This window comes from Paenibacillus sp. D2_2, from assembly GCF_031199965.1.
Classification (GTDB): domain Bacteria; phylum Bacillota; class Bacilli; order Paenibacillales; family Paenibacillaceae; genus Fontibacillus.
In genome coordinates this window covers 719514-739487 of record NZ_CP133605.1, presented here as the reverse complement: position 1 = coordinate 739487, position 19974 = coordinate 719514, and the positions used below count along the sequence as shown (strand labels likewise).

Here is a 19974-nt window from a genome sequence, read left to right as displayed (position 1 = left end):
TATGAATATACTATCTTCCCTTCTGACAGCCTTAATATTTTTGCCGGTGATGGTTTTATTAGCTGCCATGCCCTATCTAACGAGAGAAACTATAAGCTTCGGCGTAACCGTTAGCGAGGATAATTACCGCAGCGAGCCGCTTCGTCGTATGCGTAGGTCATATAGCTTAATCAGCGGCATAATTTATGCTGTCCTGTTCATCTTGTGTATAGTCGGTTTGCTAAACAACAATTCTTCAAATCAGAACGGGATTATCGTAGCTTATGTAGTGATAACGATTCTGGTCTCAATGACAATGAACATAACCCATTATTTTAAAATGAAAAAGCTGCTTCCTTCGCTCCCCTCTACCCCGTCGCCGTCTATTCTGGCTGTGGATACAGGGTTCCGCCAAGGCAAGCTAGTGTTCTCCAACAAATGGTTTCTGATCCATGTGCCCATTATTCTTGTAGGGCTTATCGCTATATTGGTCCGATATGATCAAATTCCGAACGTAATTCCGATGAAATTCGACTTTGCAGGGAACGTAGTTAACAGCGCCGCCAAATCATATCAGACAGTACTTTTTCCGACGATCCTGCAAATCTTTGTAACGCTACTGTTCATGCTATTAAATTGGAGCATCCGTAGCAGTAAACAGCAGATTCATCCCGATGATCCGCAGCGGTCGATCCGCCAGAACGCGGCCTTTCGCCGCAGCTGGTCGCTGTTTACGGTATTGTCCGGTTTGGCATTAGTACTTCTGTTCTCCTTGATTCAGTTTAATATGCTGGGTCAGGTTGGCCCGAACAGCTTAATTCTTATCAGTTTACTCGTGCCTATCTTAATCGTCCTGTTCGCCATCGTCATCTCCTTCAGGACGGGCCAAGGCGGAAGCAGGATCGAACGTCCAGCTTCTGGCTCCAAGCTTGAGCCTGTAAATAATGACCGCAACTGGAAACTCGGAGCCATCTATTTCAATCGAAATGACCCGACCCTCTTTGTAGAAAAAAGATTCGGTATCGGCTGGACGTTGAATTTAGGGCACCCGTTATGTTGGTTTATCCTGCTTGGTATTTTTGGTTTTATCGCGTTGACTTACGTTTTCGCGAAATAACATATATTTTTAAATCATGGGGAGGTAATTGTATGTTAGACAAGAACAAAACTATGCTAACAGCAGCCGCTGTAACACTTGCTTTAAGTCTCATGCTGCCCTCGGCCGCTTCTGCGGCCACTACTTCCAGCAGTTCCACTGCGCTTACGCCGATTAGGGAAGCGTCTGCTAAATATGGAGCTGACGTCAAATGGAATCAAAAGACTCACACGATCACCATTACCAAAGACGATAGCGTAATCGTACTGGAGATAGGTAAAAATGGAGCCATTGTGAATGGCAAGCAAGTAGCTATGGATCACCCAGTCACCGTCGTATCCGGACGCGCTCTGGCCGATTCTAAATTTATCGATGATCTATTCAAGAATTCGCAGCAATCCGGCGATCCGGCCGACTTGTTCGTAGATGCACTGCAATCCGGAAACGGTGCCCAGGCAGCACAATATGTCAGCGAATCATTCGCGGCCACTCTTCCACAGAACAAATTGAACGTATTATGGAGCAATTTTGAGACCATTTTGGGTAAAATGAAGCTAACCGGCGCCAAGACAGAGAAGACCAATTCCGTGCACCGGAATGTAACCTACGCGATCCAGGCCGGGACCGTATCGGCTGAAATAACGATTCGTCTGAACCTGTCCGGGCTAATTGATGATCTGAACATCGCGCCTGCTACTAATGATTCTAGCTACTTGAAGCCGTCCTATGACAAAGCGGACAGTTACACCGAGCAAGAAGTTATCGTGGGCCAAGGCGACCTGGCATTACCGGGGACGCTTACATTGCCTAAGGGAGAAGGACCGTTCCCGGCTGTCGTCCTCGTTCATGGCTCCGGGCGCAAGACCGCGATGTTACATTTGGTGGCGCCAAGCCGTTTCGTGATCTGGCAGCAGGGCTCGCTTCGCAAGGGATTGCCGTATTACGCTATGATAAAGTAACTTACGAGCATACATATAAAATCACGGCAGATCCGAAGTTCACATTGAAGAAGGAGACCGTAGATGATGCGCTGTCGGCGGTAAAATTGCTCAAGAACAACGCAAGCATCGACACTTCCCGCATTTTCGTTATAGGCCATAGTCAGGGCGGATATGCAATGCCACTGCTAATTTCTGCTGACACCAATAAGGATGTTGCAGGAACAGTTCTATTATCCGGACCCAGCGGCAAATTTGTCGATGTACTGGCTGAACAACAGCAAGGACTGGTTAAGCGTGTTAAGGAGCTCGGCATCGATGCGACTGCATACGAACAGCAGGCCGCTCAATATACCGCTATCGCTAATATGGTGGATGATCCGCAGTATTCAGTAGATCATATGCCGGAGCAGTTCCCGCTCCAGCCTGCTTACTGGTTCTTTGAACAGAAGAACTATGTTCCTGCCGATCTGGCCAAGGGGCAGAACGTTCCTATGTTGATTCTCCAAGGTGAGAATGATTGGCAGGTCACGATGAACCAATTTGAAGGCTGGAAAACAGCATTGAAGGATCGTACGAATGTACAGTTCAAATCATATCCGAACGTAAATCACCTATTAACCGAATATAAAGGAGTATCGATCGGGGCCGAATACGTTATCCCGTCCAATGTGTCGAAGGAAATTATTGACGATATTGCCTCCTGGATTAAAGGAATCAAATAATACTCTCTATAACAACAAATCGCGAGTCCGCCAAGCCTTATTGGCCATGGACTCGCGATTTTTCGTCTTCTGATAACATAACATTCAATATTAAGTTAACTGGTTTGAATCATCATTCCCATTTCTCTCACGGCCTCGATCAGCATCGGGCCGTACTCATGCAGTTTCTGGGGATTCATACGGCTTATCGGCCCCGATAGAGACAAGGCAGCAGCGATTTTACCATTCCGGTTAAAAATCGGTGCAGCAACAGCCGAAGCACCGGGCTCACGTTCCTCATAGCTTATAGCATACCCCTGCCTGCGAATATCCTGCAACTGCTCCACATAGACATTGCGGTCAACCGATTCCGGCCAGTCGGGACTAGCCATCACTGCCTGAAGTACCGACTCATCCGCATAGGCTACAAGAACCTTGCTGGACGCTCCGACGAACAGTGGAAGCCTGGCGCCAACGGGTGCTACCCTTCGAATAGCCTGATTGCTCTGTACCGCCTGGATACGCAAACGATCGATTCCGTCACGCAAATATAGGCTTACCGTTTCGCCGAGACGATCACGAAGCTGCTCCATTTGTGGAAGAAGCAGCACTGCCGGATCATCATTATGCGACAGATGTGCGGATAGTTCCCATATTTTCAGGCCTAATCTATATTTCTCGGTGGACGCATTGCGAACTACGAATCCCTTCTCCTCAAGGGTATTCAACAAGCGATGCACCGTACTCTTGTGCAGATCAATCTCCGCGGCTATTTCCGTTAACCCAAGGTCATCCTTCTTCGTAAAGCACATCAATATGTCAAGCGCCCGTTCTACGGCGCGCACGGTTAATTTTCGATCTTCCATATCGGAATCTCCTCCCTTACGTTTCACTATATGAAACTCAGTTACATAAATTATATGAGAAAACCATCTCATCCGTCAATGATGCAACTATAAATTGCCCCCTATACATTGACAATCTGAAAAGGGAGCCGTACGATATTTTCATAGTTTTTTTCAAAAATCATCTTTTTTCGACAGAATTCACGACTATCAACGTTTTAATTTTTCGTAGAAAGTGTTTTCTTGCAACCTGACATATAATAATTAAAATTATTCTAGATGAGGAGGAGCATCCATGAAATTATTGAACCACAACGATCTTCCTCTGCAACCTGAACGGATCGGTCCTGACTCTTCCGTGTATAAATCGAGACGGATTAGTCTTAAGAATATTATCGTCGCTCTGTTGCTATCTATTATCTTCTTCTTAATCTTCTGCTTTGTTGCTCTACACGGGTTCATCGCATGGGTGTTGTCCAATCCGACAGTAGCCCCTCTCTACTCCAACCCGAAACTTGCCAAAAATCTGGATTATTATAATGTATCCTTCCCGGCTGCGGATGGCAGTCGGATGATGCAAGGCTGGTATATACCTGCGGATTCTTCCCACAAGACGATTGTGTTCAGTCATGGCTATGGCGCGAATCGAGAGGAGAGCTGGATTCCGATGTATGATCTAGCCCACTATGCTCATCGTTTGAATTTCAATGTCCTTATGTTCGACTATGGCTTTGCCGCTGAAGGCAGTAAGGAAGTAGCAACCGGAGGGAAGAAAGAGGCCCAGCAACTATTAGGTGCAATCCAATATGCCAAGCAGCATGAAGGCGATGAGCTCATCGTCTGGGGCTTCTCCATGGGAGCTGGTACAGCACTGCAGGCCGCTCTATATACCAAAGATATCGATGCCATGATACTGGACAGCACTTTCCTGCTTGAGCCGGATACGATGTATCATAACATTCGACAACATATAGATTTACCGCGCCATCCTTCTCTGGAAATTATCGGGTTGCTGCTGCCCGTGTTGAATGGCACAAGTCTGCGACAAATTCCATATCAAGCGGTCAAGACGGAAGACTATCCGTTTCCGATTTTGTTCATTCACGGCACCAAAGACGATAAGGCTCCTTATCCGATCGCCGAACAATTAGCCGAGAACCAGACGAACCCGATCTCTGATGTCTGGATCGTCAAGGATTCTCATCATGAGTTGATTTTCCGCGAGCATCCAAAGGAGTACTTACGTCTTGTCTCGAGCTTCCTTGGACGTGCTGAAGCCTCTATGGGCTCCAGCAGACCTTAGTGCGTGTTCCAAAAAGGCCGGTTTTCAGCACCGAGAAGGTTGGATGAAGCTAGGGACTGAGGAGCGGAGCGTACGTAGTTGGTACGTGAGCACCTAAGATGTTTCCGTAGGAAACATGACTTCGTAAGCATCAGCTTAGGCCCGGCTGAATTCAAGATTCGATGCCGAGTAACTTCCTGATTTACTTCGTGATCAAAACGGACATGATTTTATAGTATAGGTCAACCTACCTCGTTAATAAACTAAGTATAATGACATACGACCGAGGAGGTTAATGAATGCTATTCATTTATGGTCCCTATTTGCCTGTGCGTATTCTGGAAGAGATCTTCTGCTGGAAGCGCCAGGAAGCTAGGCACACGCAATTAATTAAGGCGGCTGTTCCCGGGCTGGAACCCGAATACGTCAAACTGCTTGACGAATGGTACCACATTTTCTGTGCTACGCAGGAGGAGGCAGGCCGCCTATTGCAACATGCCTTAAGCAACACCAAAGCGTCCTCAGACCCCCATTTCATGAAAGAGGTCGAGAAGCTTCTTGATGCTTCCTGCCGGCAATCCCAAGAATTCATCAGGCAGCTATGCTATATTCTCGATCATAGTGCTGCTGTCCAGTCCGATCCTCACGCCCAGGCATTACTGCGGCATGTCATTCAAGAATCTGAACATTTCTTGCTGAAAGCCCAAAGCATAAATGCCCCGCATGATCCAAGACCTGGGATTGACACTGATGAGCAAAATCTGCAAGCCGGCATCTCCGTAGTTTCGGGAAATAGCACCTTCATCAGTGAAGTAATGATAACTAACGATATTACTGCTAGTGAATCTGAAGCTGCCGTCTCTTCTAATATCCGCAAGGAACAAAGCGAAAGTAATCTTGTGAATTCCGCCAATCCGATTAACTCATCTAATCCTGCTAATCCTGCTAATCCTGCCAATCAAGTTAATAAAGTTAATAAAGCTGATCCTAATGATCCACCAAATGATAGGGACCACCCCGTTCCGATTGGCAAACATACTTTACCGCCCCTTCCTTATGCTTATAATGCCTTGGAGCCTTATATCGATGAGAAGACGATGCGCATTCACCACGATATTCACCATAAAGCCTATGTAGAAGGTCTGAATACAGCCGAGAAAAAATTACAGGAGGCACGGAAATCAGGAAATTTCGACCTAGTGAAGCACTGGGAACGAGAATTAGCCTTCAACGGTGCCGGCCATTATTTGCATACGATCTTCTGGGATACTATGAATCCAAAAGGTGGCGGTAAACCAGAAGGGGAGCTGATGGAACAAATCAAACGTGATTTTGGAAGCTATGATGCCTTCCACAATCAATTCTCGAAAGCAGCCGAGAAGGTCGAGGGGGCGGCTGGGCGATTCTCGTCTGGAGTCCGCGCAGCCATAGATTAGAGATACTTACAGCTGAGAAGCATCAAAATTTGTCCCAATGGGATGTCGTCCCATTGCTTCCACTGGACGTATGGGAGCATGCCTATTATCTAAAGCACCAGAATGAGCGTGCCAAATATATCGAGGATTGGTGGAATGTCGTCTACTGGCCAGCAGTTGCGAAGCGCTTTGAACAAGCGAGGAAATTGAAATGGCAGCCCTTTTAGAGGCTGCCTTTTTCTGATTACAGCTTATCCGCTGATGACCTTGAAGCTTCTCAAGTTACAAAAAATCCTCCAGTATATCCATCTAGCAGCTATTTTTACGCTGTCGGTCGGATATACTGAAGGATCGATTGTCAAATTCAATTAGTGCATGAACTACCTCTAATTATTCTTTAATTAGTGATAGAAACTCTGCTCTAGAAGCAGCATCGGTACGGAAGGTACCTCTTACCGCCGAGGTGATTGTCTTGCTACCTGGCTTCTTCACGCCACGGGCACACATACACATATGCTCTCCCTCGACGACAACGATCACACCTTGCGGTTCAAGCACTTCTTCCAAGATGTCGGCAATTTGTGAAGTGATCCGCTCCTGAACCTGCAGTCTACGGGTCACCGCTTCCACCAACCGAGCCAACTTGCTAAGCCCAGCAATTCTTCCGCTTGGAATATAACCTATATGTGCCTTGCCGAAGAAAGGCGCCATATGGTGTTCACATTGGCTGAAATATACGATATCCTTCACGATGACCAGTTCCTGATGATCTTCTTCGAAGGTGACTCCCAGTACTTCACGAGGATCTATCTCATACCCGGCAAAGATCTCCTCATACATCCGAGCCACGCGGGCAGGAGTCTCGATCAGCCCTTCCCGCTCAACATCTTCGCCAATCAGCTTCAATATTTCGCGGACATGGTACTCAACCTTCTCCCGATTTTCACCAACATGTGTATTTACATAATCCTTTAATCCTGACATTTAGCGCCTCCTCCTTTCAATCAAATCAACATTTCTAGTATCCTTAATTCTACTTCTTTTCTTCTTGCCAGTCATTGCCGGCGCCTGATTTTTCATCATTTGCTGCGCACGCTGCATCTGCTTGCCGTTCAAATTGTAGCCCATCTGCTTGGCCATCTTTTGCAGCATTTGCGGATCATTCTGCATCTTCGAGAGCTGATTCTTCAGATAGAAGACGCCGATCGCGAATCCGCCGATCAAGCCAACGATTAAAGTGATAATAGGAATTACATAACTCATCATTCCTGGACTCCCCCTGTACTCAATCTTCAAATTTCATCATGCATCCTGTGCATGGCTAGAGTTACTCAACATATAATAGCATTCTGCCACCGTAGTATTCAAGCCAAAACCGCTTCTATAAAAATGGTAGTCTCTGTAGCGAGATCTACTTCCTTCACTTCCATCTCTTCACTCGTACCGTGAACAATGCGAATGACCGGTCTGCCTGGCAGACCGCGGTGCTGACGAACAACGACGCCAGTCTCCTTCGTAGACAACCGCACCGATGAGCCGTTAGGATAGACGGATACAATCCTTGTGAACTCCACCAGCGCATCATGATCTAGCTCTTGTTCAGAGCAGGCCATCAGGCGCTCACAAGCTTCATGCGGCAGCAGCGGACGACCTCCACTTCCCTCACCGCCAGCGATCAAGTTATCGTACATATTGGCGATAGCTACAATTTTCGGGAAGATATGAATATGTCCTTCATCCAGACCACGTGGCAACCCGCTTCCATTCAATCGCTCATGATGCTGCAACGCCGTGTGGGCGATCATCAGGTTAAATTCACGCTTGTTCTTCAATATCTCAAATCCGCGCCAGGTATGATGATTCTTCATATCCGACTCATCCGCCCCCTCTGGCAACGGAATTGATTTACCGATATCATGAAGCAGCGCACCAATAGCCAAATCCTTCAATTGTGAGTAATTAAGGCCCAAATTTAGACCGATCATGGTAGACAGCAAAGAGACATTCACCGCATGCATATAAGCAGCATTATCATTTGTCCGAATATCGGTAAGCTGGATAATTACCTCTTTATTGTTCAGAACATCCGTCAAAAGGGCATCCGCAGTGGTGTTTATTCTTCGCGTGCTCCAGTCCTTACCGGATCGGATCGCTTCCATCGTCTCGCTCATATCTCTGAATACAGCCTGCTTCGTTGAATCACTCAATACATCCTCTATTTCGATATCCTCGAACCCGGGATCCTTGATGTAGAGCATAGTGACACCAACCCGTTTCAATGTATTGATCATAAAAACCGTAAGCTGAATACCCTCAGACAGTAGCACTGTCCCATTTGCGGAATATACGGTTTTTCCTAGTATCTGTCCGGGCTCAATGTCCTCAACACTCATAAATCTCATGATTTATCCCCCTCGGTAGCCATCCCATTTTGTCACTGACTATATCTTTAATTACTTATCTCTCTATAAAATATCGGTCAATGGCCCCTGAGTTTGAGCAAAAAGCAACTGAAATTAACTTCCAATTGGCATCTATATAACCGCTGTGCCCTAGTCATTCTTCTACTACTTCTATTCATGCTTCTCTTGTTCCGATGCACTCTCCGCCTCAATTAACTTCTGCTCGGCACGATGAAGCCGCTCTAGCACTTCCTCGTCCTGTTCAACAACAAGCGCCCTCTGCACACCGTCTAGCGCTTCCTGGCCGCCTATGCGGCTTAAAGCCCAGGCTGCTGTACCCCGCATTACTGGCCGAGGATCCTTAAGCATTACCTCAACAATCTTCGGCACCGCACTACGATCCTTGAAATTACCAAGTCCGATCAGCGCGTTCCTCTGGATCGGCTTCTTGCCGCGCCATGCGGCTGCACTGCTCCCAAACCGTTCCTTGAACTCCCGGTTACTTAGATCGAGAATCGGTAGCAGCAGTGGCTTCACCGTCTCCGGATCAGGCAGCAGCTCGGGACGATGGTTCCACGACTTCCCTCTATTCTTAGGACAGACCATCTGGCATGTATCGCAGCCGTACAAGCGGTTGCCGATCTTCATCATGAATTCCTCATCCAGAAATCCTTTGGTCTGTGTCAGAAAAGAAACACAGCGCTGCGCATTCAGCACTCCAGGACCGACTAATGCACCTGTTGGACAAGCGTCGATACATTTTGTACATTCGCCGCAGTCCTCTGTTACCGGCGTGTCTGGCGGAAATGGAATATTGGTGATCATATCACCCAAATAAATCCATGATCCCCATTCGGGTGAAATAATCATGCAATTTTTCGCTTTGAACCCAATTCCAGCCCGCTCAGCGACAGCGCGGTCCACCAGAGCGCCTGTATCAACCATGCTCTCCAAACGTGCATCTGGAACACGTTCACGAATGAATTCTTCAAGCTTGGCCATCGCTCTGCGCAGCACTAGATGATAATCTTCCCCCATGCCGATCGGGCAAGAATTCCTCTACGCTGTCCCGGCTCTGACTTTGGTGGATTGTTCATTTTGGATGGGTAGGCCACTGCAATCGAGATTAGAGACGCCGGTTGCTCCAGCGTCAACCCGGGATAAACCCTCTTATCGATATCAGGCTCCTCAAAACCTGACTCGTAACCCTTAGCCCGGCGGTCGAGTAGAACCGCCTTCAATGACAAAAATGGGTCCGCAGTAGCAAACCCGATATCATCTATTCCAAGCGATGGAGCAGCTTCAATAATTTCTTGCTTAAGTCTGTCCCATCCCGCTTGATCTGCTATATTGGTATTTGTCTTCAGCTCCATGCTTGTCCCTCCTTGACCGTCCATTAAGATAGACGCTTGATCGCTTCACGAGCAAGGAAATCACAATGATTGTTCAGTTCATTATCACTATGTCCCTTAACCTTAATGTACTCCACCTTATGAATTCCCATTAAGCGCCACAGCTCTTGCCATAGATCCTTGTTCTCTACCGGTTGATTCTTGCTGTTCTTCCAGCCATTCTTCAACCAGCCACGTATCCATCCTTGCTGGAAGCAATTAACCACATACGCCGAGTCGCTGTACACCTTCACCTGACAAGTTTCCTTCAACTCGCTGAGCGCAGAGATTACAGCCTGAATCTCCATTCGGTTATTTGTGGTCTGCTTCTCACCGCCAGACAATTCTTTGCGATGCACTTTATATAGAAGAATGGCGCCCCATCCCCCCGGTCCGGGATTACCTGAACAAGCACCATCTGTATATATCGAAATTTCCTTCACCCTTCTACCTCCAGCTCAGGGCAGCGCCCGGGCCTGACAGATAAGGCCAAATGCCCTTGATTTTAACCGTAAAAATCTCTATATAATAGAAAAGCATATCCAGTTCCCTTTTGCAATGGGACGCCAGACATGCCTAAATTCATCAATATTTGACATTCTTTATAATTAATCAATAAACCAACGATTCCTATGATCTTGACAAGGATTGAACAGCGGCAATGCTAAGCTTCTGAAACGCCTCCAGGAACTTGCTGGCGCCGTACCCTAATGCCTCATACCATGGCGCGATCGCTTTATTGTGTTCGTCTCCGGCGATTACAATCTTGCAAACCTTGCGCTGTTTGAAACGTTGCTCCATCCCATTCACGAGTCTGGTTGCTACTCCTTGACGACGATAATCTGGATGAACAACCGTGCGATAAATACAACCCACATTATTGTCGATCGTACCGATCAAAACACCAACGATTTCCTCGTCCACTTCCGCAATTACAATTAAGTCCGAGTCCCAAGACAATTGCCTGGCAAATGCCCGCTTCGTGTCTTCACAACAATCTTCCGATAAGGCCACTTGCAAAAGCTCCATCACTTGACTAGCATCACTTAACTGAAAGGAACGAATATGCATGCTATGATCTCCCTTTTCTTTTCGCATGATAGATTATGTAAAAATGTCCTCCCATTTTTACAAAACTGAAACAATTGAAATCCAGACAAAAAACGAGAAAAAATAGTTTCTTTGTCCATTAAAGCATATTTATCTTGGGATTACACCATTTTTCTTCTGAAAACGCTTTATATTAAGCGTTTACATTGTTTTTGCGACCATTTATTTCTATTATCGGAAATGAAAATGTTTCAATTTGCTAGTTTGTGACATTTTCTCTCGTTATAACACTCTACTAACAAACTCTATTATACCTCTGAATGGAACAATATTTATTCAAATTCGAAGAATCGACATGATTAGCTTAACGAATTTAAACCCCATATTTAATTTACTGACAAATTACGCATACTATTGAACAAACCATCAGGTTAACCATATATCTCACACCAATCACATACTTATGGAGGCAATGATCAATGGACAATAACAATTCGAATCTTACCAATGATCCGCAGGAGCTGCTCAAAGCCAAGCATAAACAGGATCAGCATAAAACGCAGTTCACCAACTTCGCCCGCAGTGTTAGCGGCAATACACCTGTTGATTCGGGCCAAGCAACTCCAGAGCAGCATCGTGAACCAGATCAGCAGAATACGATGAAAAGTGTCGAAAATCGCATGATTGGCGACTAGGGGAGTTTCAATAATAAGAAGCAGTCTTTGACAAAGACATTCCTCGAATGTCCAGCCAAGACTGCTTCTTGTCATAATCCGCTACAAAGTAACACCACTTCTATCTAGTAGAGAAATATTGATTCAATATGCGAATGAAGACATTGGGGAAAGCCAGTTCCTCCATATCATCCTGTGTAATCCAGCGATATTCAGCCGAATCATCGCCTGCATTCGGACAGTTCGCGTCACCATTTGCTTCATAAGCGGAAGCGGACTCGGCCACAGCCGTCAAGCCGCTCCGGCCATCCACCTGTTGGAAGCGAAAGATACGCATATTCCAATGAATATGGCTGAATGTATGCTCCGCTTCCATCAAGGCACCCTCCGGCGCAGCCAGTACCCCCGCGCCTCCTAGTGCACCGGCGAGCCTGTCCATCGCCGGGCCGTCCGGCAGGCCAGCCCCTCACCGGGCTCCGCCGCTGCCGGGATATGGGGCAGCTCCCACATTCGGGCGAGCAGCCCCGAATCCGGGCGACGGCGAACGAGCACACGCCCGGATTGCTCTCCGTCGCCCTCAACTATGGCGACGAGCCGGGACCTGGCCGCGGCGGCTTTGCCTTGCTCTTCACCGGCAGGCGGTCCTCCGCCCCTTCCAGGCGACCAGCACAATGCAACATCACAGGGCAGACCAGGCACTGTGGTGATTTGGGTGTACAGATCAGAGCGCCAAGCTCCATCAGCGCCTGATTGAAATCCCCAGCGCGACCCAGTGGAATCAGCTCAGTCGCCAGCTCCTCCATTAGCGTACGCGTACCTGTCTTCATGATATCTTCCTCGATTAGGAAATATCGCGACAGAACGCGCATTACATTACCGTCCACCGCCGGCTCCGGCTGATTGTAAGCGATGCTTAGAATAGCTCCCGAAGTATATGGGCCTACCCCCTTCAGAGCTGATACATCCTTCTTGTTATCTGGCACGATACCACCGTGCCACTCCATTACCTGCTGGGCAGCTGCCTGCAAATTGCGAGCCCGTGAATAATAGCCAAGACCCTCCCAGCATTTTAGTACATCTTCTTCCGGAGCCTCTGCAAGAGCTTGTATCGTTGGAAAACGTTCAATAAAGCGCTGAAAATACGGGATCACCGTGTCGACCCGCGTCTGTTGCAACATAATTTCCGAGACCCATATATAGTAAGGATTGCGATGTCGCCTCCAGGGCAGATCACGCTTCGCCTTCTCATACCAGCCTAACAATTCCTTGCTGAAATACAGCTTACTCTCCTTGCTTTCCTGTATCATTCTGTTGATCCTCCCCGTTGATAGACAGCCGTATTAACCCATTCTCTCCACCACGGCGAAGGCAGAGGCCAGTTGACGCTCATGCGTAATGCTAATATGCACCGCATAACTGTCTGGACCTGATAATCCAAGACGTTGCCAAGCCTCAGGCTGCAAATATACTGATGGCTTACCACTCGCATCCGGTATAACCTCGATATCCCTAAATCCGAGCACCTTTCCGATCCCGCAGCCAAATGCCTTGCTAACCGCTTCTTTGGCCGCAAAGCGGCCAGCAAGAAATTCAGCAGAACGCTTTATCCTGCCCGGCAACTCATATTCAGCGGACGTCAGTATCCGCCAAGCGAACTTGTCTCCAGCACTACTGTCTAGCATATGTCTAATTCGTTCAATTTCTACTACATCATGACCGATTCCGTATATCAACAGGTTCCCCTTCTTCCTCATTTACCTGATCAGAGCTATGCACTATGCCAGCCCCTGCAAGCTTCATCATGCGATTTCGATATTCACCTTGCATTGGGCTACCCACATTGTACAAGGAAGCCATTGTGAAGAAAAGTCTAGAGCAACTCACATGCTATAATCAAAGGATAAACTTGTAAATTAGTACATACTCACCAATCTTTTGTCCAAGAGCAAGAAACGTCAAGAGGTTCAATCCGCCTATTCTATACTAAGAGCATAGACCTGCTGGAGGAAGTTCATGAACAATATCAACCTTGTCTCAAGAAGTATCGATTATATCGAGAACCATCTGGAACAAGAGCTCAGCTTAAAAGGAATCGCCCAGGCGATGTTTTACTCGGAGTACCATTTTCATCGCATTTTCCAGCATTTTACGGGTGAGACTGTCTCTAATTATGTTCGTAAGCGACGCTTGTCCAATGCCGCTGAACTACTGGCATATACCGATCGTAAAGTGCTCGATATCGCGATGGAATGCGGGTTCGGCTCCCATGAGACCTTCACCCGAGCGTTCCGCAAAATGTACGGCATGCTACCTTCAGACTGCCGTAAGCGAGGAATTCCCCCGTTCATCGTTCCAAGAGCGGCCCCCCTGCTAATGTCAGACGAATCCATTACATTGAATTGGAGTGATTATCGTATGCAACACCGTATTGAGACCTTGCCTGCCATGAGAATTATCGGCTTCTCACTGACCACGACGACAGATAACGGCCAGAACAACAAGGAAATCCCCGAATTCTGGCAGACCTACATGCGCGAGCAATGGAGAGACCGTGTCCCGGGCAAGAAACAACCTAATGTTGAGCTTGGCGTATGCACACCCATCGATGAAGACGGCTCTTTCCGTTATATTATCGGCTTTGAAGTAGATGACGAAACTGCCGTACCAGAGGGAATGGCCGAGTTTTTTATCCCGGAAGCGACCTATGCTATCTTCACAACACCTCCTACGGATAATGAACGATTCAGCTTAGCCATCCAAGAGACATGGGTGCCATATTCCGTGATTGGATCCCTGCCTCCGGATATGAACAAGCGTGTTCCCCGATTTCGAATGGTATGACGAACGCTGCTGGGGCGAGGCAGATATAGTGATGGATATTTACATCCCTGTTCAGCCTGCATCCTACTAGATATGTAAAAACCGCCCCTTACAGTACCGGGTTACCGGAACAAGGGGCGGATTAAAGCTTTGCTATCACTGCTTACTTATTTGCAAAAACGGTCGAATGCGTTCGTCAAATCAGCAGCGATCTCAGCTGCGGAACGATCCTCAATCTGATGACGCTCGATAAAATGTACGAGCTCCCCATCTTTCATCAAAGCGATCGACGGTGAGGACGGAGCGTAAGGCGCAAAGTATTCCCGCGCTTTAGCTGTTGCTTCTTTGTCTTGGCCAGGCAAATACGGTGAACAGCTGATCTGGAACAGACTCATTCTGTAGAGCCTGGGCCACACCTGGACGGCATTGTCCGGCTGCACAGCCGCACACCGAGTTCACTACAACCAATGCAGTACCTTTAGCTGTTGGCAATGCTGTCTCTACTTCCTCAGGAGTTCTAAGCTCCGTAATCCCCAAAGTTGTCAGTTCATCCCGCATCGGTTGAATCATTTCTCTCATATATTGATCATATGACATTGACATAATCTTCACTCCTCATATCCTATTGTGCTGCAAATATGATTTATATCACTTCAAACTATAATTAATTATACATTTCACCCTCAGGAAAGCAACAGCTCGTTGTAATGCCTAAACTTCAACCCGTTCGGAAGCAAATGGGAAGAACACGATGAATGTCGTTCCTAACCCTTCTTCTGATTCTACGTTGATTCTACCGCCATGCCGCTCCATAATACTTAGACATAGCGACAGCCCCAGGCCTGTCCCCTTACTCTTCGTCGTGAAGAACGGCTCGAACAATCTCTCCTTCTGAGCTGGCGGAATACCTGGACCTGTATCAGTAACGTACAGTTCAACGCCGTCCGATTGTCTTTTCATCTCTAAAATTAGGTTGCCCTTCTCACCCATGGCCTCCATCGCATTGCGTCCAAGATTGAGAACGAGTTGCTTGATCTCTTTATGATTGAGCATAAGCAACGGCGCGTTCTCGTCGAGGCGTACCTCGATGCTCTGTCCACGCAGGTTGGCATCCGCCCATAGGAGTGGAGTTAACTCCGAGATGATCTCATGTAATCTATACAGCTCCATCTTAACGACCCGATTCTGGGCCAGCGACAGGAAATCATTAATGATTCCATTAGCCCGATCAAGTTCCTCCATAACGATGCGATAATAATGCTCTAGCGAAGCTGGGCTCTTCTCCCTCATCAATTGCAGAAAACCGCGAACGACGGCCATCGGATTTCTGATTTCATGCGTAATACTCGCTGCCATCTGGCCAACCAGACCCAAGCGCTCTACATGATTCAATTCCATCCGTAGCGCCTCCAGCTCGGTAATATCCTGTATGATAATGACGGACCCGATATTCTCATTCGTATGCATCTTCGTAATCGGAGAAGTGGTCGCATAGTAGACTCGATCAGCACTCTGCAATATTTGTGACGTCTTGACATTCCCCTCCAGTGTCTGCTCTTTCCGGGAAGCAACAATTTCGTAATCGAGGCCCTGTAACACCTTTTCCAATTCCTTTCGTATGAGGTCCTCACGGGTCCCGTTCGGACGGTTCAGACGATAAAATTGCATAAATGTATCGTTGACCGACACAATCCTCCCTTTTGATCCAGTAAAGTGATGCTCAGCGGAGCAGCATCCATCATTTGCTGCAGCGTCTCAGCCTCGCGGAAATATTTTCTCGATAAATGTATGACCTGTTCGCGCAGCTTCTCCTTCTCCATAGTCGTCTCAATAATATGTACAAACAAGCTTCCAGCCAGCACAGAGACCAGAATATTTGCAATGATCGTTACGATCGAGCCAAGCTCAACCTTCATCTCTTCAAAAATATAGGGTGATACAGTAATAACCAACTCTCCAACAGCAAAGATAACCGTTAATACAGCTACTTTGCCGCGGCGACCGATTCGCTTAAAGTAATTAGCGGTCAATAGTACAAAGGGATATAGGAATAACCCGGTCTCAAGCAGGAACTCCAAAAACGTAAATCTCATGGCATAGAGAGGATAGAGCAGTAAGTACAGAACTGCAAGTATAATCCCTTCCCTCAGCTTGCCATACAGCATGAGCGCGAAGAGGGGCAAAATCCCGAAGTTAATAGGGATCCCACTCCATACATAGCTAGGAAATAACGAGCATAGCAGCATGCTGGAAGTACATGTGTAGATCAATCCCATGGAGTAAGCCGTATGACAAGTCTTTCGGACCTTACGCTGAGGAATTCTAGAAGATTTCTCATATAGAAGCGGAAACAAAAAAGCAGGCAGACAAGCGATTAGTACTTGCAACAGAATCTCCCTGAACTCAACCATCTTCTCCCTCCTCAGGCGGAAGAATACCAATATATCATTGATTAAATCATAGCCGACAATGTTTTACAATATTTCTTATTTCAGATAAACGCTAACAACTTTCAAGAATGTCTATAATATGTGATATCCTATAAAATAATGATCAAATAATACAAAATACAATTAGGAAGTTCAAAAAGATCGGTTTTCAGCACCGAGAAGGTTGGATGAAGCTAGGGACTGAGGAACGGAGCGTACGTAGTTGGTACGTGAGCACCTAAGATGTTTCCGTAGGAAACATAACTTCGTAAGCAATGCTTAGGCCCGTCTGAATTCAAGATTCGATGTCCAGACCACTTCCTGAGTTACTTCGTGATCAAAAGCGGATGAGAAAGGAAAAATAGATGAGCAAATATGAAGTAATCGTAATCGGAGGAGGGCCTTCAGGGTTAATGGCATCCATTGCTGCTGCGGAGCAAGGAGCTTCCGTTGCCCTACTCGATAAAGGAGATAAGCTGGGGAGAAAGCTAGGTATATCCGGGGAGGCCGCTGTAATGTAACGAATGCCAAGGAGATTGATGAATTGATTCAATACATACCAGGCGGTGGTAGATTTCTCTATAGTGCCTTCTCCCTGTTCAACAATCGTGATATCATCGCCTTCTTCGAGAACTTAGGGATTGCACTAAAGGAAGAGGACAACGGGCGAATGTTCCCCGTATCGGATAAAGCTAAGACCGTCGTCGATGCGCTGATCGGTAAGGCAAGATCGTTGGGAGTGAGGCTGCTTACGCATCATCCCGTTCAAGAGGTATTGTTCGCAGAGAACGGGGTACAGGGGGTCAAGCTTACAACGGGTGAACAAATAGAAGCCAAAAGCGTAATTATAGCTACCGGCGGAAATCTGTCCCGCATACCGGTTAACAGGGACGGCTACCCGTGGGCTATCGCAGCTGGCCATACGATTACGGAATTATATCCGACAGAGGTGCCCATCATCTCCAAGGAGCCCTTCATCACGGATCGGAGCCTGCAAGGGTTGTCACTGCGCAATGTGAAGCTGGCAGTAATTAATGCGAAAGGCAAAACAGTCGTGGCACATCAGGGAGATATGATCTTCACCCACTTCGGCTTGTCCGGGCCAATCGCTCTACGTTGCAGCGGCTTCATTCGCGGCGTCAAGAAGAAGAGCGGAAGCAACGAGGTGAGGCTCACGCTTGATCTGTTCCCCGAGATGTCTCAAGCCGGACTGGATGCTTATTTACGCGGACTACTCGCTGATGAACCTAAAAAAACACTAAAAAATGTACTCAAAGGTACGATTCCGGAACGTCTGCTTCCCATCCTATTCGAACGATCCGATCTTTCCGGAGAGACAACCTTTGAGCACTTACCTAAAGAACCATGGCTTGCGTTTACAGCTAATTTGAAGAACTTCAGTATCATGGTAACGGGGACCCGTCCCTTTGAAGAAGCTTTCGTCACCGGCGGAGGAATTCATCTTAAGGAAATCAGCCCACAGACGATGGAATCCAAGCTCATGCCGGGACTGTTCTTCTGCGGTGAGGTGCTCGATATCCATGGCTATACAGGCGGATACAATATTACGGCCGCTTTCGCCACCGGGTATACTGCTGGGCACCATGCCGGCCTGCTCGCGCAAGGCCACTGATAGGGAATAGGGATTGTCCTCTTATCCCCTCCTGCGCCTTGGACTCATAGAGAAGAAACGCCATAGAACAGGCACAACCAGTATGGATACGGCGGAACCAAGCGGGATAGCTACCAGCAGCCCCAGCCAGGTGTGAACAAATTCATGCAAAACCCTGCCGTAATGACGAGAATCGCAGGGAATAATAGTAGCCTCATTGTCTTGGGTGCGCACCTAAATTCCAGATTTTCGTCCTTCGGCAATATGGCCAATAATTTAGCCTGGTAGAAGGCACGCCGCTGTGTATTCATCCACTGGAACAACAATAGAATCAGGCCAATGTATACCAATAGATTGGCAGGATATGGGGGTAAAAATACGGCTATAAATCCATATATGGCGAACTGCACATATAATAGTACTTCTCGGTTGCGGAAAAATGACTTGACCGCCGCCTCCGTAACTCGATCATGTACCTGACGATGCCGAATAAGATGTCCGCTGCGGCGGAACAGCCATGGACGCGGTCTTGTCTTAACCGGCCGTTCTACACTTGGCTGCAGAATCATTCCGGTCAGCCGCGTCCGCTGCCGTTCCTCCTCACGTATGCTTGCCTCGAACCGACCCTGAATCGATATTCTTCCTCTAATAAACAATACGGAAGCCAGAACATAGCATAGCAGTATAATTATGCTGATCTCGGGCCGCGTTTCGATATGCAATACGCCCGCCATATAGCTTGCCCCAAGCATACTGGTACCAACAAGCCGCAAGAGGATCCGTCTGAAGCCGGTAAATGCGACGGCGAGCAGATTGAATAGCAGCAGATAAATGGCATTCATGGTATATGTAAATGTAAAAAGTATGAGTATTTCCTTGCCCTCCATACCGTAAACACGCCATAACACTGGTGTTAGCAAGACTGCTCCGAACAGAATGGCGACTAATCGCTGTAGCAGTGCAAGTGAAATGGCACGCAGCATGATCCCCGCACCCATTTAGGATGCTGCTTCAGAAACAGAACATCCGCCGCCTCAATAAACAAGACGAGTCCACCTAGCAGAAACGTCAGGAGGAGCAATGCCGAAGGCACAACCTGGAATGGTAATCCAGTCAGCCAGTTCGGAAGTACGTCCTTCCATAATCCGTAATAGACTCTCCCCAGCAGCAGTAAACCAGGTATTCCAATATATAATAGAACCACTCCGTCAAAAGCCGTACGCAGTACACCGATTTGATGACGAATATAGTCAAGCCAACGTCTTCTGAATAGGGTTCCGGTTCGGGTGGCTGTGCTTATTTTGTTCATAATCAAAATCTCCTCAAATCATCTTCTC

General features: G+C 47.3%; 16 protein-coding genes and 7 pseudogenes. 9 read left to right on the top strand and 14 right to left on the bottom strand.

All coding sequences use genetic code 11. The annotated features are described in order from the left end of the window. The first annotated feature begins 1 nt into the window (after window position 1). The 3 genes and pseudogenes from RE628_RS03565 to RE628_RS03555 all read left to right on the top strand — a co-directional run. Window positions 2–1096, top strand: coding sequence for a DUF1648 domain-containing protein (locus RE628_RS03565; protein ID WP_309157448.1), 1095 nt, complete (start codon window positions 2–4; stop codon window positions 1094–1096). Beyond that, window positions 1033–2034, top strand: a complete 1002-nt coding sequence (locus RE628_RS03560; RefSeq protein ID WP_375143036.1) for a stalk domain-containing protein — start codon at window positions 1033–1035, stop codon at window positions 2032–2034. Before RE628_RS03565 ends, RE628_RS03560 begins: the two co-directional genes overlap by 64 nt. Beyond that, a pseudogene (locus RE628_RS03555) lies at window positions 1962–2738 on the top strand (alpha/beta hydrolase family protein); the annotation flags it as partial. The gene RE628_RS03560 and the pseudogene RE628_RS03555, both read left to right, overlap by 73 nt. 95 nt (window positions 2739–2833) lie before the next feature. On the opposite strand, the gene RE628_RS03550 reads toward RE628_RS03555, so the two are convergent. Next, window positions 2834–3583 carry an IclR family transcriptional regulator gene (locus tag RE628_RS03550; protein ID WP_309157445.1) on the bottom strand — a complete coding sequence of 250 codons (750 nt, stop codon included), beginning with the start codon at window positions 3581–3583 and terminating at the stop codon, window positions 2834–2836. A 274-nt stretch (window positions 3584–3857) separates the two neighbouring features. On the opposite strand from RE628_RS03550, the gene RE628_RS03545 reads away from it, so the two are divergent. The 3 genes and pseudogenes from RE628_RS03545 to RE628_RS29470 all read left to right on the top strand — a co-directional run. Next, window positions 3858–4865 carry an alpha/beta hydrolase gene (locus RE628_RS03545; RefSeq protein WP_309157444.1) on the top strand — a complete coding sequence of 336 codons (1008 nt, stop codon included), beginning with the start codon at window positions 3858–3860 and terminating at the stop codon, window positions 4863–4865. 278 nt (window positions 4866–5143) lie between these two features. Further along, window positions 5144–5485, top strand: a pseudogene (locus RE628_RS29475) (DUF2935 domain-containing protein); the annotation flags it as partial. Window positions 5486–5857: 372 nt separating this feature from the next. Further along, window positions 5858–6486: pseudogene (locus tag RE628_RS29470) on the top strand (superoxide dismutase); the annotation flags it as partial. A 163-nt stretch (window positions 6487–6649) separates the two neighbouring features. On the opposite strand, the gene folE reads toward RE628_RS29470, so the two are convergent. The 6 genes and pseudogenes from folE to RE628_RS03510 form a co-directional block, all read right to left on the bottom strand. Next, window positions 6650–7243: a GTP cyclohydrolase I FolE gene (gene folE, locus RE628_RS03535; RefSeq protein ID WP_309157443.1), complete on the bottom strand. Its 594-nt coding sequence runs from the start codon at window positions 7241–7243 to the stop codon at window positions 6650–6652. Then, entirely contained in the window at window positions 7244–7522 is a 279-nt protein-coding gene (locus tag RE628_RS03530) for a YneF family protein (RefSeq protein ID WP_309159350.1), read from the bottom strand. 101 nt (window positions 7523–7623) lie between these two features. Further along, entirely contained in the window at window positions 7624–8661 is a 1038-nt protein-coding gene (locus RE628_RS03525) for an HD-GYP domain-containing protein (protein ID WP_309157442.1), read from the bottom strand. Window positions 8662–8835: 174 nt separating this feature from the next. Continuing rightward, window positions 8836–10034: pseudogene (queG, locus tag RE628_RS03520) on the bottom strand (tRNA epoxyqueuosine(34) reductase QueG); the annotation flags it as partial. 23 nt (window positions 10035–10057) lie between these two features. Further along, the gene (gene rnhA, locus RE628_RS03515) at window positions 10058–10495 is read right to left on the bottom strand and encodes a ribonuclease HI (RefSeq protein WP_309157441.1); all 438 of its coding nucleotides are present in this window, start codon (window positions 10493–10495) and stop codon (window positions 10058–10060) included. A gap of 187 nt (window positions 10496–10682) precedes the next feature. Continuing rightward, a complete protein-coding gene (locus tag RE628_RS03510) occupies window positions 10683–11123 on the bottom strand; it encodes a GNAT family N-acetyltransferase (RefSeq protein WP_309157440.1) in 441 nt (146 codons plus the stop codon). Window positions 11124–11581: 458 nt separating this feature from the next. On the opposite strand from RE628_RS03510, the gene RE628_RS03505 reads away from it, so the two are divergent. After that, window positions 11582–11797 carry a hypothetical protein gene (locus tag RE628_RS03505; protein WP_309157439.1) on the top strand — a complete coding sequence of 72 codons (216 nt, stop codon included), beginning with the start codon at window positions 11582–11584 and terminating at the stop codon, window positions 11795–11797. A 100-nt stretch (window positions 11798–11897) separates the two neighbouring features. Here the strand turns inward: RE628_RS03505 and mutY are convergent. Beyond that, window positions 11898–13083, bottom strand: a pseudogene (mutY, locus tag RE628_RS03500) (A/G-specific adenine glycosylase). A gap of 33 nt (window positions 13084–13116) precedes the next feature. After that, window positions 13117–13509, bottom strand: coding sequence for a holo-ACP synthase (gene acpS, locus RE628_RS03495; RefSeq protein ID WP_309159349.1), 393 nt, complete (start codon window positions 13507–13509; stop codon window positions 13117–13119). A 280-nt stretch (window positions 13510–13789) separates the two neighbouring features. Between acpS and RE628_RS03490 the strand changes: the two genes are divergently transcribed. Then, the gene (locus RE628_RS03490) at window positions 13790–14617 is read left to right on the top strand and encodes an AraC family transcriptional regulator (protein ID WP_309157438.1); all 828 of its coding nucleotides are present in this window, start codon (window positions 13790–13792) and stop codon (window positions 14615–14617) included. Between the two features lie 146 nt (window positions 14618–14763). On the opposite strand, the pseudogene RE628_RS03485 reads toward RE628_RS03490, so the two are convergent. From RE628_RS03485 to RE628_RS03475, 3 genes and pseudogenes are all read right to left on the bottom strand, one after another. After that, window positions 14764–15199: pseudogene (locus RE628_RS03485) on the bottom strand (BrxA/BrxB family bacilliredoxin). Window positions 15200–15307: 108 nt separating this feature from the next. Then, complete coding sequence (locus RE628_RS03480) at window positions 15308–16264, bottom strand: two-component system sensor histidine kinase NtrB (protein ID WP_309157437.1); 957 nt, start codon at window positions 16262–16264, stop codon at window positions 15308–15310. After that, window positions 16246–17007: a hypothetical protein gene (locus RE628_RS03475; RefSeq protein ID WP_309157436.1), complete on the bottom strand. Its 762-nt coding sequence runs from the start codon at window positions 17005–17007 to the stop codon at window positions 16246–16248. Before RE628_RS03475 ends, RE628_RS03480 begins: the two co-directional genes overlap by 19 nt. Window positions 17008–17390: 383 nt before the next feature. Between RE628_RS03475 and RE628_RS03470 the strand changes: the two are divergent. After that, a pseudogene (locus tag RE628_RS03470) lies at window positions 17391–18658 on the top strand (NAD(P)/FAD-dependent oxidoreductase). Window positions 18659–18768: 110 nt separating this feature from the next. Here RE628_RS03470 and RE628_RS03465 read toward each other — a convergent pair. Together RE628_RS03465 and RE628_RS03460 are read right to left on the bottom strand one after the other, a co-directional pair. Further along, the gene (locus tag RE628_RS03465; RefSeq protein ID WP_309157435.1) at window positions 18769–19620 is read right to left on the bottom strand and encodes an ABC transporter permease; all 852 of its coding nucleotides are present in this window, start codon (window positions 19618–19620) and stop codon (window positions 18769–18771) included. Then, window positions 19581–19946, bottom strand: a complete 366-nt coding sequence (locus tag RE628_RS03460; RefSeq protein ID WP_309157434.1) for an ABC transporter permease — start codon at window positions 19944–19946, stop codon at window positions 19581–19583. Before RE628_RS03460 ends, RE628_RS03465 begins: the two co-directional genes overlap by 40 nt. Between the last annotated feature and the right edge of the window lie 28 nt (window positions 19947–19974).